The sequence below is a fragment of the Microcoleus sp. CAWBG58 genome, assembly GCF_020883045.1.
In the GTDB taxonomy this organism is placed as follows: Bacteria; Cyanobacteriota; Cyanobacteriia; order Cyanobacteriales; family Microcoleaceae; genus Microcoleus.
Map to the genome: position 1 here is coordinate 1 of NZ_JAHRFA010000118.1, position 16,982 is coordinate 16,982.

The 16,982-nt window shown below is 44.2% G+C and carries 18 protein-coding genes; 6 read left to right on the forward strand and 12 right to left on the reverse strand.

Annotation, left to right across the window (positions count from 1 at the left end):
• Positions 1-81: 81 nt before the first annotated feature.
• The 4 genes from QZ918_RS30620 to QZ918_RS30635 form a co-directional block, all read right to left on the reverse strand.
• Positions 82-396, reverse strand: a complete 315-nt coding sequence (locus tag QZ918_RS30620; RefSeq protein ID WP_293342258.1) for a hypothetical protein — start codon at positions 394-396, stop codon at positions 82-84.
• Between the two features lie 137 nt (positions 397-533).
• Positions 534-854, reverse strand: a complete 321-nt coding sequence (locus QZ918_RS30625) for a Spx/MgsR family RNA polymerase-binding regulatory protein (protein ID WP_293342261.1) — start codon at positions 852-854, stop codon at positions 534-536.
• 488 nt (positions 855-1,342) lie between these two features.
• Complete coding sequence (locus tag QZ918_RS30630) at positions 1,343-3,229, reverse strand: hypothetical protein (RefSeq protein ID WP_293342264.1); 1,887 nt, start codon at positions 3,227-3,229, stop codon at positions 1,343-1,345.
• Positions 3,230-3,581: 352 nt separating this feature from the next.
• Positions 3,582-4,256 (reverse strand): nitroreductase family protein, encoded by a 675-nt coding sequence (locus tag QZ918_RS30635; RefSeq protein ID WP_293154701.1) that lies wholly within the window; start codon positions 4,254-4,256, stop codon positions 3,582-3,584.
• Here QZ918_RS30635 and QZ918_RS30640 point away from each other — a divergent pair.
• Positions 4,255-4,491: a hypothetical protein gene (locus QZ918_RS30640; protein ID WP_293342266.1), complete on the forward strand. Its 237-nt coding sequence runs from the start codon at positions 4,255-4,257 to the stop codon at positions 4,489-4,491. The genes QZ918_RS30635 and QZ918_RS30640 overlap by 2 nt on opposite strands.
• A gap of 1 nt (position 4,492) precedes the next feature.
• Here the strand turns inward: QZ918_RS30640 and plmA are convergent, their stop codons facing one another.
• Together plmA and QZ918_RS30650 are read right to left on the reverse strand one after the other, a co-directional pair.
• Entirely contained in the window at positions 4,493-5,476 is a 984-nt protein-coding gene (plmA, locus tag QZ918_RS30645; protein WP_293342269.1) for a transcriptional regulator PlmA, read from the reverse strand.
• A gap of 328 nt (positions 5,477-5,804) precedes the next feature.
• Positions 5,805-7,370, reverse strand: coding sequence for an adenylate/guanylate cyclase domain-containing protein (locus QZ918_RS30650; RefSeq protein WP_524538485.1), 1,566 nt, complete (start codon positions 7,368-7,370; stop codon positions 5,805-5,807).
• A gap of 134 nt (positions 7,371-7,504) precedes the next feature.
• Here QZ918_RS30650 and QZ918_RS30655 point away from each other — a divergent pair, with 134 nt between their 5' ends.
• Positions 7,505-7,639 carry a hypothetical protein gene (locus tag QZ918_RS30655; RefSeq protein WP_293342272.1) on the forward strand — a complete coding sequence of 45 codons (135 nt, stop codon included), beginning with the start codon at positions 7,505-7,507 and terminating at the stop codon, positions 7,637-7,639.
• Between the two features lie 192 nt (positions 7,640-7,831).
• Here the strand turns inward: QZ918_RS30655 and QZ918_RS30660 are convergent, their stop codons facing one another.
• Positions 7,832-9,220 carry an aminopeptidase P family protein gene (locus QZ918_RS30660; RefSeq protein ID WP_293342298.1) on the reverse strand — a complete coding sequence of 463 codons (1,389 nt, stop codon included), beginning with the start codon at positions 9,218-9,220 and terminating at the stop codon, positions 7,832-7,834.
• Between the two features lie 396 nt (positions 9,221-9,616).
• Between QZ918_RS30660 and QZ918_RS30665 the strand changes: the two genes are divergently transcribed.
• Positions 9,617-10,060 (forward strand): DUF4332 domain-containing protein, encoded by a 444-nt coding sequence (locus QZ918_RS30665; protein ID WP_293154719.1) that lies wholly within the window; start codon positions 9,617-9,619, stop codon positions 10,058-10,060.
• Positions 10,061-10,154: 94 nt separating this feature from the next.
• A complete protein-coding gene (locus QZ918_RS30670; RefSeq protein ID WP_293342275.1) occupies positions 10,155-10,637 on the forward strand; it encodes a Spx/MgsR family RNA polymerase-binding regulatory protein in 483 nt (160 codons plus the stop codon).
• An 11-nt stretch (positions 10,638-10,648) separates the two neighbouring features.
• Here the strand turns inward: QZ918_RS30670 and QZ918_RS30675 are convergent, their stop codons facing one another.
• The 5 genes from QZ918_RS30675 to QZ918_RS30695 form a co-directional block, all read right to left on the reverse strand.
• Positions 10,649-11,074, reverse strand: coding sequence for a GNAT family N-acetyltransferase (locus QZ918_RS30675; RefSeq protein ID WP_293342278.1), 426 nt, complete (start codon positions 11,072-11,074; stop codon positions 10,649-10,651).
• On the reverse strand, positions 11,055-12,674 hold the full coding sequence (locus QZ918_RS30680) for a cyclic peptide export ABC transporter (RefSeq protein ID WP_293342281.1): 1,620 nt from the start codon (positions 12,672-12,674) through the stop codon (positions 11,055-11,057). Before QZ918_RS30680 ends, QZ918_RS30675 begins: the two co-directional genes overlap by 20 nt.
• Positions 12,675-12,765: 91 nt before the next feature.
• Positions 12,766-13,365, reverse strand: a complete 600-nt coding sequence (locus tag QZ918_RS30685; protein WP_293342283.1) for a Uma2 family endonuclease — start codon at positions 13,363-13,365, stop codon at positions 12,766-12,768.
• A gap of 27 nt (positions 13,366-13,392) precedes the next feature.
• Entirely contained in the window at positions 13,393-13,881 is a 489-nt protein-coding gene (locus tag QZ918_RS30690) for an OsmC family protein (RefSeq protein WP_293342286.1), read from the reverse strand.
• Between the two features lie 185 nt (positions 13,882-14,066).
• Positions 14,067-15,638 (reverse strand): NAD(P)H-quinone oxidoreductase subunit N, encoded by a 1,572-nt coding sequence (locus QZ918_RS30695; protein ID WP_293342289.1) that lies wholly within the window; start codon positions 15,636-15,638, stop codon positions 14,067-14,069.
• A gap of 282 nt (positions 15,639-15,920) precedes the next feature.
• Between QZ918_RS30695 and QZ918_RS30700 the strand changes: the two genes are divergently transcribed.
• Positions 15,921-16,157, forward strand: coding sequence for a class I SAM-dependent methyltransferase (locus QZ918_RS30700; protein ID WP_293342292.1), 237 nt, complete (start codon positions 15,921-15,923; stop codon positions 16,155-16,157).
• A 63-nt stretch (positions 16,158-16,220) separates the two neighbouring features.
• The gene (locus QZ918_RS30705; RefSeq protein ID WP_293342295.1) at positions 16,221-16,874 is read left to right on the forward strand and encodes a MerR family transcriptional regulator; all 654 of its coding nucleotides are present in this window, start codon (positions 16,221-16,223) and stop codon (positions 16,872-16,874) included.
• The last annotated feature ends 108 nt before the right edge of the window (positions 16,875-16,982 follow it).

Below are 16,982 nucleotides of genomic sequence, written 5' to 3' on the forward strand. Positions count from 1 at the left end.
GTCTTGCTGTTGAGTCAGGAATACCCTTAATCTAGCGCCCATATATTGACTTACCTCAGCAGATATATTCTCTTTGTTTACTTATCTTAACATAGTTCGGTTTTTTTGCGCCGACCTACTTAGTTGGTCTATGGGATATTCTAGTATTTCTTCTCGATCTATTTTAATCGTGGCTTTCTTACTGCCTTTTTTGTGCTGTTTGGGCGTTTTTCGTTCTTTTTCTGAAGAGTGCTGACTTTTGAATCCTTTCGACTTGGCTTTGATGTCTGGCTTTCCTTGTTCTCCTTTCAATCGGTTGTTTTCATCTTTTAACTGTTGATTCTCTGATTCTAAGTCTTTGACTTTTAATTGTAATTGCTCTATTAGGTTCAGTAAGAGCTCTACTGTCTGACGCATGGATTCGTCTGCAATACCTGAGGGGTCGATGGGAGAGCAGCAGTATGTTGTAGGGTGACTTGTCTTGTGAAATAATCTTTGGCGTCATGTGTCCTATTTTATCACACTTTTTTTACTCTGCTTACTTTTTTTCTCTGCTACCCCGAATTATTGAGCGGATACGTTCCATCTTTAACAAAAAGAGGACGTTTCAGCAGCATCGCATCTCTAGCAAAGGCTTCCACCCATTTTTCACTCGTCCACTCTTTCTTGTCGTCGCCCAAGGCGCGGTAAGATTGACCGGAAGTATTTCGCATTGGTTGAAAACCTAAAGAATCTACCCAGTTGTGAATAGTTTCACGAGTGGGTGGCTGTTCTTTTGTATTAATAAACTCGTAAGTTACAGCGTTATCTTTGAGCCATTGGAAAGCTTTTTTGCAGGTTCCGCAGTTGGGAATTCCGTAAATTTGAATCGACATATAGGGACAAGGGACAGTGGACAGTGGACAGTTGACAGTTGACAGTGGACAGTTGTAGGGGCGGTGTCCCCCTGCGGGGTCTCTCTTAGTTGATAGTTGACGGTTGACAGTAGGAAGAAAGAAATAAAAAAAAGGAAAAAGAAATAAAAGTAGTATTTTTAGGAATTAAGAAGATTTTAAACGTTTTAGAGGATGTTTGACAAGGGGGGTATGAGGTAAAAAAACTTTCAGGGTATAAGCTGAAGATACTTAGGAATGAAAAATTAATAACTTGACTACTTACGATCGCAAATTAAATAATTTACACCTATTTTGTGGGATGGGCGGGACGCCCATCCCACAATAATCATCAAATGGTAAGTTATTTAATTCTCATTCCTTAGTCACAGCACCCTGAAAGAGATATGAGTAAAGCATACTCTAGTAACTTGACCCAATGGCAATGGGAATTAATCGAATCACCAATTCCAGCAGCTCTCATTAGATGGTCAGTTCCCGTGACTCGCAATCCGCTTGCCATCCCCATCATACACCTGCATCGGAATTTTAGCATTTTCCGCGATCGCCTCCAAGGCTTTTTGCAAAGTAGCAACGTGCTTTTCCACGGCTTGGCGACTCTTCACAGAATTATTGTTATTCGCCTGAATGAAGGTTTGTTGCAACTTCTCGACGTAATCAGGATTCATCTGCACCGCAATCAAACCATTGCTAACCGTATAATCGCAAATTTTCGGATTGCCTTTGCAAGTTCTATCTAAATCCGTGCGCGCTTTTTGCAAATTTCTTTCTTCCCGCAACTTAACTTCCGCTTGCTGCAAGGATGTTGTATATAATTCAATCAGCGGTTTGGCTTTTTGGGAATAGGCAGTAGCCGCCGGAACTTGCTCCGCGTAACTCAAAGCTCTTCGCCAGTTTTCCGATGCTTTAAACCAGCCGTTTTTGCCCTCAAAAATTCGAGCTTCCGCTGCTAAAGTCACAGCTTGCGTGTAGGCATTTTCCGAAATTCCTTCGACATTTCGGCGCTCGCGAGCTTGTGAAAGCTTGGTTTCGTATTTCGGAACTAGCAATCTACCTAGTTGATAAGATTGCGTGTTGCCAGGAATTTCTGAGATAATTCCTAGGGCTTTTTCCCAACCTGCTTCTACTTGTCCCCATGTCTGCGATGTCTGAGCTACTGCTTCGCGAGCTTCTGCTATTTGGGCTGCACTTTTGGCTGCGAGTAACAATTTTTCGGCTTTTTTTTCTGTGCCTAATTGCCGATTTCCTGTGGCTAAATTCTTTCGGTATTCCTTCGCTTTTCTTTGAGCGTAGGGATAAACTGGGCTGCTTGTGGGGATTTCTCCGAGTTGGGCGATCGCACTTTGCCACAATGTTTCGGCTTGCTGCAAGCTTTGTTCGGAAACAGGCGGATTTTGGGTTTTTCCGGCTGCGGATTGTGCGAGGCGCGCTGCATCGATCGCAGATGTGATATTTTGACTTTGCTCCTGATATCTTTCGATCGCAGTTTGAGCCTCACCGCGATGAATTGACCACGCTGGAATTGGTTCCAAAAGTGCGATCGCCTGTTTTAACTGTTCCTGCGCCTCTTCCGGGCTGCTAGCAACCTTGGAAGTTTTCAGAGTCTTCGCCGAATTGTCGCTCAACTGTTTGGCATTGGCTAATGCAGTACATTCTCCGATGACGCAGGGCCGACTCAGCAGGTAATAACCGCCCGCCAAAATCACCGCCACCAGACTTACCATTCCGGCCGCCACCAACATCGTAAACGGTGAAGTCTTCGGCGTTTCGGTGACTGTTACCGCTTCCATATCCAGTGCATCGAAGGGATTTTCTGCGATGTCTGGCCCGATTGCAGCTACCTTAAAGGCGATCGCATCGGAATCGCTGGAACTCTCCGAAAAATCAGGAAAATATTCATCACTACCCGCATTTTTAACATCCGTTTCTAACGGCATCTCCTCCGCTACATCCGCCGTCTCAGCAGCATTTTCTGCTAAAACTATCCCAGTTTCTACTGCGGGTTTCTTCTCGGGTTTTTTCAGCACTTCCACTGTTCTGGGTCTTGACAAAACAGGGTTGTGCATGGTAAAAGAATGGAAAGCATAAGGCTGTTTTTGCCCGGTAATTTTGAGGCAAAGTCCAATCTGTTGAATCGATTCCGGTTCTATTTCGAGAATGGCAGCTTCTAGCACTGCAAAAGTCGGTTTAGCTTTGAGAACTAAACTGCGCGGGTGTTCTCCCACAACTGTTAAAGAGTCATCTCGAAACTCGCAACTAATATAAAGCGGTAAATTTTTAAATCCGGCTGCTTGCAAGTGCTTTTGCAACTCTACTTCTAGAATTTGTGCCTTGCTTTGTCGCGCTGCTACTGTCATATTTGGCTCCTCTGTCTACTATCACCACACTTGAAATTTTAGTTTGAAGAAATTATCGGAATTTCAGCTTTTTTTGAACTTATAAAAATCGTCAAGACGATTAGAAAGTTCTTAATTGCTCAAACCATTGCTTTTCTGCCTTCTTCCTTCTGCCTTCTTCCTTCTGGTATGCACCAACTCTGGCAAATCTTAAGGGTGCATCTGGTTTTGAAAGAGGGCGAAGCATGACCGCATATAAGTTATTAGTTATTATCTTATATTGACTGCGGTCATGCTTCGCCCCTACGGATATTTGCCAAAACCAGATTCACCCAATCTTAAGTCTCAAATCTCAACTTTCAAATCTTAACTCTCAAATCTCAACTTGCAAGGCCTCTCCATAACTTTCGCTGAAATAAACTTGAGTCACGTCAAAACGACCGCCGTATTGTTTGAAAGGTTCTGCTGCATAACCAAGCGGCAGCAAACAGCACACATCTACTTCTGCGGGAATTTGAAAGGCTTCTTTTACCTTAGCTGCGACAAAACCTTCCATAGGACAACTGTCTACTCCAAAGCTTTTAGCTGCAATCATTAAATGAGCTACTGCGAGCATTGTATGTCTGTTTGTCCAAGCTTCTACGGACTCAAAGCAGGGATGGTTCTCGAACAATTGGGGGATTGCTTGTCGCATATAACCAGCTAAATTCTCGTTCATTCCACCTACGGCTTTGCCCAATTCGATGACGGCTTCGGTGTTTTCGGGTTGGGCGGCGCGCCGATCGCCACAACAGATTAACACGATTGGGGCTTCTACCACTTGTCGCTGGTCGAAGGCACAAGCTTTTAATTTTTCTTTACTGGCTGGATCTTTAAGTACAATAAACCGCCAAGGCTGCAAATTATAACCGGAGGGCGATCGCACTCCCAAGCGCAAAATCTCTGCCAATATTGCTGGGGGAATTCGATCGGGTTTGAAGCTGCGGGCTGCCCGCCGGCTTTCGATCGCTGTTTTAACATTAATTGAAGGTTGGATTTCAATTGGCATGGATTATTGGTTATTAGTTATTGGTTATTGGTTATTGGTTATTGGTTATTGGTTATTGGTTACTGGTTACTGGTTATTGGTTATTGGAATAACAAATCACAACTACCAACTGTCAACTGTCAACTGTCAACTAAGAGGGCAGGCCCGCACCATCCACTCCCCCTACAACTGTCAACTGCCAACTGCCAACTGTCAACTGTCAACTGTCAACTGTCAACTGTCAACTGTCAACTGACTTACCCCAAACCCAACTCGCGCTTGAGCAAATTAATCGACTTAGAGCCGATGTAATTTTCGGAGCATACCAGTTGCGGAGGACGAATAATATCCTCTCTGGCGGCGTTAATGGCAGCTTTTACTGTAGCAAAACTCGGTTGGTCGCAGAAAATAGTTCTAGCCGATCGCACGATCGAGTTAATCTTGTAAGTATCCGACAGCAAAGCCGTCATCACCAGCAAATCCTCGCCCCGGAGGCTGTGAATAATCACTTCAGTCGATCGCAACATTCCCGAACTCAGACTGACAATACCCAAATAACTGTCCTTCGGCAAACTCCCCACTAACTGGATTTCCTGAACATAATCATAGATGTCTACGGGAATCACTCGCACCGAACGCGGCGCCGAAATCAATTCCGCTTGTCCGATAAAATAACGACTGGTGATTACAGTGCCCGCAGTGATTTTATCCAGAAAACTACCTAACTCTTCCATCGCCACTAACTGGATGGGAATCCGCAAAGCTTGTTCCAGTTCTTTTGCCATCAACTCACCCACGCCGATGTCTTCTGTGGGGGCTGTGACGACCACTCGGGCGCTGCACCGGAGCCGCCAGTCTATTTCGGCCAAAAATAATTCCCTCGCTTGGTTGAGCGTGCAGCCTTCTCCCAGCAGTTGATCCATACTTTCTTGGACTATTTTATTGGCAAGGGGATATTCTTCGAGGATCGGGGATTTGAGTTTGCTGCCGCCTTCGTGGCCTTGGGCGCGGACGTATATACCCGAGCCGGCTTGAGCTTCTACGAGTCCGGTATTTTCGAGTTGTCGGTATACTTTGCTGATGGTGTTGCGGTGCAAACCCGTCTGCATCGCTAGCTGCCTGGTGCTGGGCAAGCGGTGCCCGGGCGGAAACTGGCGCGAGGCGATCGCAAACCTGATTTGATTGAATAATTGCGTAGATGCAGGGATCTCGCTATCTGTTTGAATATGAAACTGAACCATATTAAAGGCTCCGACCACTTTAAGTTAATATTTTTATAAGATCTATATACGGCACATGGGATTGCCGGGATATCTCTGCATATAGCATAATCTGATTTGGTTCCTCTGCGACGGCGGTTTTGCTTGATTTGCGATCGAGCCTGATTGTTCACGTACTTTCAAGTCTTAGCCGTAGGGTGCGCCAGCAAAAATAATTCTGAATCCTCACTCCCAATCTCATTCTGACGCACGAGCTAACAAATTGTGCCTCAGAATGAGATTGTGAATTTGTCGCAAAAATTTGCCAAGCTGACACACCTTCTAGGCACCATACTGCACTTAATTTAATTTACTCTCTGACTATTTCCATCTCGCTTGCTGTTTTTATGCCATTCAGAAAATAAGTCCGCATTTCCCCTTTACCCTTAATCTCAATCAAGCCCCGCTCTTCAAATTCATATTTATCCCGCAGCAACTCGTAAGTATAGATACTAACTTGAATGCTGCCGGGGATGCCGTGAGATTCCATGCGGCTGGCTGTATTCACCGCATTTCCCCACAAATCGTAAATGAATTTTTTAGTACCGATTACCCCCGCTACCACCGGGCCGCTATTAATTCCGATGCGGATTTCAAAACTCGAGTCTAGCTTCACATTTAATTCCTGAATTGCCGCTAGCATATCCAGTGCCATTTCGGCGATCGCCTCTGCGTGATCTGGGCGCTCAATGGGAATGCCACCTACTACCATATAAGCGTCCCCGATTGTCTTAATTTTTTCCAACCCGTGCTTGTCAGTCAGTTGGTCAAACGTTGAAAAAATTTCATTTAGTAAGTATACCAATTTTGTGGCGGACATCGTAGTAGAAATTTGAGTAAAATTCACCAAGTCAGCGAAAAGAATTGTAGCTTGTTCAAACTTGTCCGCAATTACTCCCGGTTCGTGCTTCAACCTATCTGCAATAGCTTCTGGCAAAATATTTAGCAGCAAACTCTCTGTTTTTTTCTGTTCTTTTCTGAGAGCAGATTCCATCTGCTTGCGCTTGGTGATATCGTGAAAGAATACAGAAAGGCCATCGTGAGAAGGAAAAGCCCTGACTTCCAACCAGACTTTTAAGGGATGATAATATTTGTCAAAAGTTACTCCGACTTGTTTAGAGACAGCTTCATGAGACTCTTTATAAAATACCGAATTTACTAAATCTGGATACTCTTCCCAAAAATTCTTCCCAAAAAGTTCTTCCGGCTCGCGCTGCAAAAATTGCGATGCTTTATAATTGACGTAAGTAAATCGCCACTGTGGATCTAGAGCAAAAAAAGCATCACTCATGCCTTCTAAAAAATTGACAATTTGCTCGTCATTAGAACGGAGTTTTGCTTCTACTTGTTTGTGCCTGAGTTGCGCCCGCTTTAATTTAGCATAATTAATTCGCAACTCCATTTGGCTAATAACTTGCCTGCCTAAAGTCCGCAGGGCTTCTAGTTGTTCTGGGGTGAGATGGCGAGGAACTGTATCTATCGCGCACAAAGTGCCAATGGGGAAACCCTCAGGAGTTACTAACGGCGCGCCAGCATAAAACCTAATATTTGGATCGGAAGTTACTAGCGGATTGCTGGCAAAGCGATCGTCTTCCATAGCATTAGGTATAACTAGCAATTCGTTGGGATTTAAAATAGCGTGAGAGCAAAATGCTATCTCTCTGGGAGTTTCTGTTGCTGCAAGACCGACTTTTGATTTAAACCACTGTCTGTTAGTATCTACTAAGCTGACTAAAGCAATAGGAGTGCCGCAAATATAGGATGCTAAAGCTGTTAAGTCATCAAAAGCTGCTTCGGCATCTGTATCGAGAATATTGTAGCGGTTAAGTGCTTTTAGCCTGTCTGCTTCATTGCTAGGCAAAGGTGCAGATTGCATCGGTGGCGGTGCGACTACACTTTTTGTCCGAAAAATGCGCGCCAGTCTCCGTGCTGCAAATTTTTGGACTTGCATCGCTAGTTTTTCAACGAACACAAACAGACCGATTTGCCAAGCTTTATTCATATTTATTTATGGTGATCACACATGATGGAACTGCGGGCGATCGCACGCGCGAGCATCTCAGTTTTGCATTTGTAGTGCATTTCAAGAGTTCTCGTGCTATGTATAGCACGCGAGCCAGCACAGCACTTTCAGTTGACAGTTGACAGTTGACAGTTGACAGTTGACAGTTGACTGCTTGAGGGTTGCCTCTCTCTAAAATGAAGAGGATTAAAACAGTGAATAATTTTGTTTTATTTCCCCATAGAAGGAGGAGGATTTAAACCCATTCTTCTTGGTGAAAAAAGTGGCGTTGCAAAAATTGAGATGCTCCCGATCGCACTTTTGGCGATCGATACCTATGCACTTACCCCAACTAAGTCCTCAATCTCCAGAGCTTTTGTTGGCAGTTTCCCCGTCAATACCTCTCTACCCCCTGCGCTCACAAGTATATCATCTTCAATGCGTATCCCCCGGACATCCGCAAATTTACCCAACTCGTCCCAGTTTACGAAATTTTCATATTTGGCGCGAGTTTCTGGGTTATTTAAGATAGCCGAAACTTGGTAAAAACCCGGTTCAATCGATACCAGCATTCCAGATCGCAAAACACGATTCAGTCGCAAAAATCCCAGCCCAAACCGACTGCTTCTCACCCTCCCCGCTTCATAGCCTGCCAAATCTCCCAAATCCTCCATATCGTGAACATCCAAACCAATTAAATGTCCGATTCCGTGGACAAAAAACAGCGCGTGAGCATCCATTTCTACCAAATCGTCAACATTACCCTGCAAAATACCCAGATCTACCAATCCTGCCGCCATGATTCGAGCAGCTAACAGGTGAATGTCTTGATATTCCACACCCGGACTAATTCGATCGATACAAGCATCATGGGCTGCCAAAACTACATCATAAATCGCTCTTTGAGTCGGAGAAAACTTGCCAGAAACCGGCCAAGTGCGAGTCACATCAGCCGCCCATCCCATCGATGATTCTGCACCGACATCTGCTAACAGCAAATCTCCTGCTTGTAGCCGATTGTGATAGTGCTCGCTGTGTAAAACTTCCCCGTGCACCGTGACAATACTTGGGTAGGCGTAAGTCATATTTTCCGAGATGATGACACTTTCCATCGCAGCCCGCACACCCGCTTCAATCTTAGCTGTTGGAGTTGCCCTCATGCCCGCTTTGTGAGCTGCTACGGTGACAGCGGCAGCTTGACGCAATTCAACCAAACTGGCTGCATCGTGGCTCAGGCGCAGCGAGACGATCGCCTGAGTTAACTCTAGATCGATGCCGGTTGGCGATTTGGACGGTGCTAAAGAGCGATCTAGAATATCCGACTGTTGCAACCGAATCGAGCTATCCTGAAGGGCGATCGTAGCTGCATTTGTCCCTCGCGCTTTCAACTCACTCATGGGGAAAGCAGCATCAGCGCCAATTCGTTCAGCAATTTCCGCTCTTTTCGGCATTTCCCCGTGCCAAAGCGTGCTACCAGGATCTGCATCATCTAAGAACAGTTCTAACTTGCCCGATTCTAAACGAATCGCCGCATTTTCTAACGGCAAACCAGCAAAATATAGAAAGTGACTGCTGGCGCGAAAAGGATAAACAAGTGCCGGATAATTGCGAGGAATGCTGCGGCCAGACCATAGAATTACAGGAAAATCAATTAAACTGGCCAGTTTTTGCCGCCGTTCGTGTAAAATATTTCTTAACAATTCATCACTTTTTGTAATTTGCATGGGTAAAAATTCATACTCTTGAGTTGGGTTCTTAATAAGGAATTCAGTCATTTGATTGTAGGCATTACAGCACTTTTGTGCTAACTACAAATTTAGCAGCCATTTTGGGGGAAAGTCTAATCTTTATTTTCTTTTTTGCTGGACTCTTTAGTGCTATGTTTGCGATCGTCTTTGTCGTCATCCTGGGCCTAATTTTGTTCACCACGAACCTTCGCATACAGCCAGGACAAAAAAGCTGAAAATGCTACTGCACAAGCAATACAGCAAGAATTGAACACCCGGGATCTGCCAAATTAGTCGATCGGATTGTTGTTGATTTTGTGACATGAGTAATAGCCTCTATTGACGATCGTATATTTTAGACTTTAAAGTATAAGTAAATTCACTGAAAAAAATATGAAAACTTCTCACACAACTTCTAAAACTTCGGTGCAAGTACGCGATTGGCCGATCGAACACTTGCCGGGATTGAGCAACGCAAACCAGTCTCAACTAGAAGAGTGCGGCATCACCACCATCGCACAACTAATTCGGATGACGAAAACACCGGCGGCAAAAGTGTTGCTAGCACATCAATTACAGATTAACGTTCAACATCTTAATAAATGGGTAGCAATGGCAGAGTTGGCTCGAATTCCGAGTGTAGGCTGTCAGTATTGCGGGCTGTTGCTGCACGCAGGCGTTGCTTCAGCCGCTCAATTGGCTCAAATGCCCGTGGAGAGACTGCACCAACAAATCCTCAGACTCCACGTAGCGACAATGCAGCGCAATGACTTGACTCCTTCAGTCGATCGCGTGCAAAAATGGGTTCTACAAGCTAGATTAGTTAGCAGTCATTAGTCATTAGTCATTAGTCTTTAGTCTTTAGTCCTTAGTACAGCAGCCACCAAGACGTTTTAAATATTCTTAATTCCTAAAACTACTACTTTGCTTTTTGCTTTTTCTTTTTTTATTTCTTTCTTCCAACTGTCAACTGTCAACCTTTAACGAAGAGAAGAGGGCAGGCACGGGGGCACCGCCCCTACCACAGCCCAACTGTCAACTGTCAACTGTCAACTGTCTCTATATGTCAATTCAAATTTACGGAATTCCCAACTGCGGAACCTGCAAAAAAGCCTTCCAGTGGCTCAAAGATAACGCTGTCACTTACGAGTTTATTAACACAAAAGAACAGCCACCCACTCGTGAAACTATTCACAACTGGGTAGATTCTTTAGGTTTTCAACCAATGCGAAATACTTCCGGTCAATCTTACCGCGCCTTGGGCGACGACAAGAAAGAGTGGACGAGTGAAAAATGGGTGGAAGCCTTTGCTAGAGATGCGATGCTGCTGAAACGTCCTCTTTTTGTTAAAGATGGAACGGCTGTGTTAGTAGGTTTTAAAGCAGAATTAATTCGCGAAAAATTAGGGATTTGAACAAACTAAATTTACCGCATTTTTCGCATAAACTTCATTTCACCGATATCATCAGTGAAACCCCAGCGTTTGTAAAATGGTATCATTTTCGGCAAACAGTTAAGAGATAAATTCTCCACGGCTTGAAGTTGCGGATGATTTAAAACTGCATCCATCAACACTTTACCCAGTCCCATCTTTCTGTATGTTGGGTGGACAATCACATCAAAAATCGTGCCTCTGTAGACAAAATCAGTCATGACGCGGGTAAAGCCAATTAGTCGATCGCCCTCATCGACCAAACCAATAATAACATCAGTCGCGGCCAGCATTCTCACCACATCCTCCCGCTTCCGCTTGTTGCACCAAAACTCGTTTTTGTACAAATCCATCAAGTCGGAAACCTGACTTTCAGTCAAAGTTGCGACGATTTGGTACTTATCCATGTTGTCTGTCATACTCAATTTTACCGTAATCTAGTTTAATTGCGCGATCGGCTAGATCGAAATAGCGATCGTCGTGAGTAATCGCAAACACCGTTTTTCCGCGCCGTTTCAACTCCGGCAACAACTGCTTGTAAAAAATATCCCGAAAAAACGGATCTTGATCCGAAGCCCACTCATCAAACAAATAAATCGGCCTATCTTCCAAATAAGCCGTCAGCAAAGCCAACCGTTTTCGCTGTCCCTGAGACAAAGCCGTAGTTGACAAAACCCCATCTCTCACCTTAACCTTACGATCTAAATGAAACTCTTGCAAATATTCAGCAGCCTGACTGTCCAAATCGTGATTAGTCATTCCCAAAAGGCGATCGAACAAATAGAAATCAGAAAAAATAACCGAAAAATGCTGCCTGTACCACTCACGATTCTCATCAGTAATCGGCTGTCCATCTAGCAAAATCTCTCCCGATTCAGGAATGTACAAACCAGTAAGTAACTTAGCAAAAGTAGACTTACCGCTGCCATTTCCACCCATGATAAACACTAACTCACCAGGATGAAACTTTAAACTAATTTCGCCCAAAACAAAATTACTGTCTTCCTTATCTCCCGGATAGCTGTGAGTAGCCCCCTTCAACTCCAGCATTTTCCAATCAGCATTTTTCACTGGTTGAACCGCAGCAGTTATCTCAGCTTGACTCGCCAAAGCCAATCCCATTCTCTCAATTTTTTCTACAGCAGTATTGGCTCGAAAAATCTCTGGCAGCCTTTCCAAAATATTCTGAAACGGAGACATCAAATAGGTACTTGTCAAAATGTAAGCCGACAAAACAGGAGTAGAAACTGGCACAAATTTGGGCAAAGCAAACAATAGCAAACCCATCAACATAAAAAACAGCAATTGCCCGACTCCAATCGCCAGCGCTCCAGTATTCAGGGCCTGCAAATTGTAATCGCGGGAATCAGCAGCGCTTACCTGTAATTCTTCAGTAAAAAACTCTTGGCGACGCAAAGAGTGCAGCTTTAGTTCCTTAATTCCGTCAGTAATGCTGCGAAAATGCTTAAACAATACATCTTTTTCTTCTCTGGCTAAATCGAAGAATTTCCGCATTTTATTAAGCAGCAGTTGTATAGCGCCAATTGTCACCGCCAAAAAAGCAAAGACAACGGCAAAAACTGCCCCAGAAAGCGTACTTAAATAAATCAAACATCCAACCACAATGGCGATATCAATGCACAGAAAAGGAATCACAAATATAGTATTGGAAAGCGTTCCCACATCGTCAGTCAGAGTAGCCAGCAAGCGACTAGCGCCCAATTCTTCCAACTGTCGCAAAGGAGAAGACAAAATCCCTCGGCTTAAACTCAGCCGCAGATTGTAAACAGCTTCTTGAGAAAGGTAGATTAACAAAAATTGGGAGATAACTCCGGTGACGAGGGCTAAAACTGCCAATCCAGCAAAATACCAGACTAAATTCTGATTAGAATTGTCGCTGATGGCCCGGTTGATTAGGGAAATTAACTGGGCGCTGCAACCGCCGCTAATTAAGCCTGTGAGTATGGCGATGGAAACATTCAACCAAGAAGCTTTTAATAGTAGCCAAATTACATTCATGCGATTTTACTTTGAGTTAAATAAGTGTTTGTAGTGAGGACTTCAGTCCTCTCTTAGTCGAAGAGGACTAAAGTCCTTACTACGAACCAAATTACTGAGGCAATTCTGTCTCGTCTGTTTCAAATACAACCAACTCATAAATATCGCTCATAGACATTTGCACTTCCAGCGCAGCGAAGGAAACTATTGCTGATTCTCCCTCATATTCCCGAAATAACCAATCATTCGATTCGTTTTTAATATATTGTGTGACTAAAAACTCAGATTGATTGACTAACACATATTCACGGAATTCAGGAATCGATCGATACAACCGAAACTTATCATCTTTATCGAAATCCTTAGTAGACTTAGAAAGCACTTCTACAATCAGCACAGGATTGAGTATTTCATCTTTCCGTCCCTCTGTGCAAACTAATTCTCCTTCAACTACCATCACATCTGGATAAGTTCCGCGTCGATACCGAGGAATCCACAACCGCAAATCGATCATAAATGGTCTGGCATTCTTTCCCCGCAAAGCAGATTTCAAGAAGGCATAAATATTACCGATTATCTGGCTGTGATTAATTGTGCCACCTGTCATTTTTACAATTTCTCCATCGCGATATTCATTTCTAAACTCCGCAGCTTCTTCTAATTGTCGGTACTCATCGGCTGTATGAAACTTCGGCTTATTTTTTACTAACATTTTCACCTCAGGGATTGCGACTATTTTTTAATTCTTGACTTCGGAACCCTTGACTTCAATAACTGTTGCTTCATTCAGTACGGAAAAATTTACCGAATTCGCAATATAACAAACATGATGTGCATTATCGTGCAAGTTTCGTGCTTTTTCTAGATCGTGACCAGCTTCGATGGTTACTTTCGGACGTAGCATTACCTCCGTAAATCTAATTTTGCCATCTTTTTGTGTCATTTTGCCCGTCGCTTCATCCGAGTAAGAAATTACCGGAATCCCAGCACTAGCACACAAAGCGAGATAGCTCAACATATGACAAGCTGACAGCGACATTACCAATAAGTCTTCAGGATTGTACAGCGCAGCATCGCCTCGAAAAGTTGGGTCTGCTGAACCTACGAAGGGCGGCTTACCCTCGATATTTATTGTATACTCGCGAGAATAGGCATCATAAGATGAAGTAGAACCTTGACTGGCACCTGTCCAAACTGTGTGGATGCGGTAGTTGTGTTCTTTGGTCATTATATATTAATTAGCTAGTTAACATTTTAATTAATATTATATCACAGGAACAGTTTGTAGTGAGGACTTCAGTCCTCAGGATTTGATGCGGACTGAAGTCCTCACTAAGAACCGATTTTTTAAATTGAAAAAGCGCCTAACTTGTTACAGTTAGGCGCTATATTATCTTTCAAAATTCGCGCAAATTAATCGTTGCGAGATAAAAGATTTGATTCAACTTTTGCAGTTGCAACTGGTACAATTTGAGTCAATGCCGATTGCAGCATGGGACTTTTGGTGACAGAATCGTTTGCCAAGTTAAACAAAGGATTCGATAAAACTCCTGCCAAAGTTGTGGCAACTAAGGTGAGGACAATGCTGACTTGCAATGGCCGCATTCCCTGAAGGTTCCAGCGAACTGCCGGATAATTTTTTACTGCGTCCGACATTTCTTGAGGTTCTTTTACTACCATCATTTTGACGACGCGGATGTAGTAGTAAATTGAAACTACGCTGGTAATTAATCCCAGGATAACTAAGCCGTAAAGTCCTGCTTGCCAACCTGCCCAGAATAGATAAATTTTGCCGAAGAATCCAGCGAGTGGTGGAATTCCACCGAGGGAAAGCAGGCAAATACTTAAGGCTAATGTTAGCAGCGGGTCTTTTTGGTACAAACCAGAGTATTCGCTGATTTGGTCGGTTCCAGTCCGCAGGGAGAAGAGGATGATGCAGGCGAAAGCGCCTAGGTTCATAAACAGGTAAACCAACATATAAAATATCATGCTGGAGTAACCGGCTTCGGTTCCTGCGACTAAACCAATCATCACAAATCCGGCTTGGGCGATCGACGAATAAGCTAAAAGCCGCTTCATGCTAGTCTGGGCGAGGGCGACTACATTGCCCAACACCATGCTGAGTATGGCTAAGGCTGTAAATACGAAGTGCCACTGTTCGGTAAGTGCGGGGAATGCACTGGTTAACAACCGGATGGCTAGGGCAAAACCGGCAGCTTTGGAACCGACAGAAAGGAAGGCGACAACGGGTGTTGGCGAACCTTCGTAAACGTCTGGAGTCCACTGGTGAAAGGGAACTGCGGAGATTTTGAAGGCGATTCCGGCGATCGCAAAAATCAATGCAATCACCAAACCAAGAGATTCACCATTATTAACTGTAGAAAGGTTGGCTGCGATCGCACTTAGAGTAGTTTGGCCGCCAGACAATCCGTACAGCAGTGAAATACCGTAGAGAAACACCGCCGAAGAAGATGCACCAATTAACAAATATTTCAAAGCAGCTTCATTGGAACGCGGATCGCGTTTTGTGTAACCCGTCAGCAAATAAGACGAGATACTCAGAGTTTCCAACGAAATAAAAATCATCACCAATTCATCAGCGCCGCTGAGGAACATTCCCCCCAAAGTAGCGCTGAGCAAAATGCCGATAAATTCCGCTAAAGCAGTACCCGTTTGCAGTACGTAGCGCACGGATATCAAAATAGTGACAGCCGCCGTCAAAGCGATAATTCCGCGAAACACCAAACTCAAGGCATCGCTGTTAAAACCGCCCAGAAACGAGATAGTGTTAGTGTTATCCCACTGCAAACACAAGGCACCGACGGCGGCGAGCAAACCCGCAACGGCAACGTAGGGAGTCCAACTAGAGGAACTGCGGCCTACGATTAAATCGCCGACGAGAACCACCAAGAGGGTGATGATGACAATTCCCTCGGGTAAGATAGTTCCAGCGTTTAGCTGGGCTGCAAGAGTAGCAAAATCCATATTTTCAGTCACGTTGGGTAATACAGGCCCAAAAGGCTGTAATGGGCAGTTAGCTCGTAAAAATTCTTTACCAAACTGGATTGTAGCTGATTAGAGCTTCGCGATCCCAGTTTTGAGATGTTTGTTGCCAGATAAGTTGATACAAGGTACGTATAGTTGCTCTCTTTGCGCTCTTTCATATAGATTTAAAGAGCGCTGAAGCGCAACAACATACCTAAGCGTTAACTCCCATATTCTGCCAGTTGCGTCCAGGTGTGTAAAAAATTCCACCAATTACTCGGCATGACTGACTCGCTAAGTGCCTACAAACAGCAGATTCTGAATGACTTTAACAACCGCCCGGATTACGAAAATGAATTTCACAAACGGGCGGCAACTCGGTTAGTAGAATTAGCCAAATTGCGATCGCACCAGCAAGTTCTAGATATCGCTAGTGGCACAGGTTTAGCGGCGATTGTGGCGGCCCAGTTTGTTGGCGCTCGGGGGTTCGCTTCACCCCTTGACACTGACGCTACGTGAGGGTTTTACGATTGATTCATTGATTCATTGAGCGATCGACTCTGAACCGAAAGGAGGAAAGGTATGCCACCCTTGGCGATGAAAGTCGGCGATTTGGCAAAACAAACAGGTGTCTCCGTGCGGACACTGCATTACTACGAAGAAATTGGTTTACTCTCGCCGTCGGGGCGTACTGAAACAGGCTATCGGCTGTATGCGAATAATGACATTATCCGCTTGCAGCAAATCGTATCGCTGCGACAAATAGGCTTTTCCTTAGAGGAAATCCGAGAATGTTTGGAACAGCGCAATTTCTCGCTACAGCAAATCATTCAACTCCATCTAGTGCGTCTGAAAGAACAGATTGATTTGTCTCATCGATTGCTCAACCGATTAGAGTCTATTTCTAGCAGTTTACAATCGACAGAATCGGTTTCTGTCGAAAATTTGATTCAAACTATTGAGGCAATTTGTATGTTTGAGAAATACTACACGCCCGAACAGTTGGAAACCATCAAGCAACGCCGGGAGTTGTTGGGTGAGGAACGAATCCAGCAAAGTCAAACAGATTGGCAAGAACTCATTGAACAGGTTCGGACTCAAATGGAAAACGGCACAGATCCGGCTGACGAATTGGTGCAAGTCTTGGCTCGACGCTGGCTAGAACTGGTTCAGGAATTCACAGGAGGCAATGCCGAAATTGCGCGATCGCTCAACAATAGACCTCTTGCAAAATAGTTTTATGATATAATTAGAGGTTTTACTGAAAATCAATTGAATCCCAACTTTTGACTTATTTGCACTCTTGTCTTGCTAGAAACAGGATAAAATGCTCTTACGCTCTGT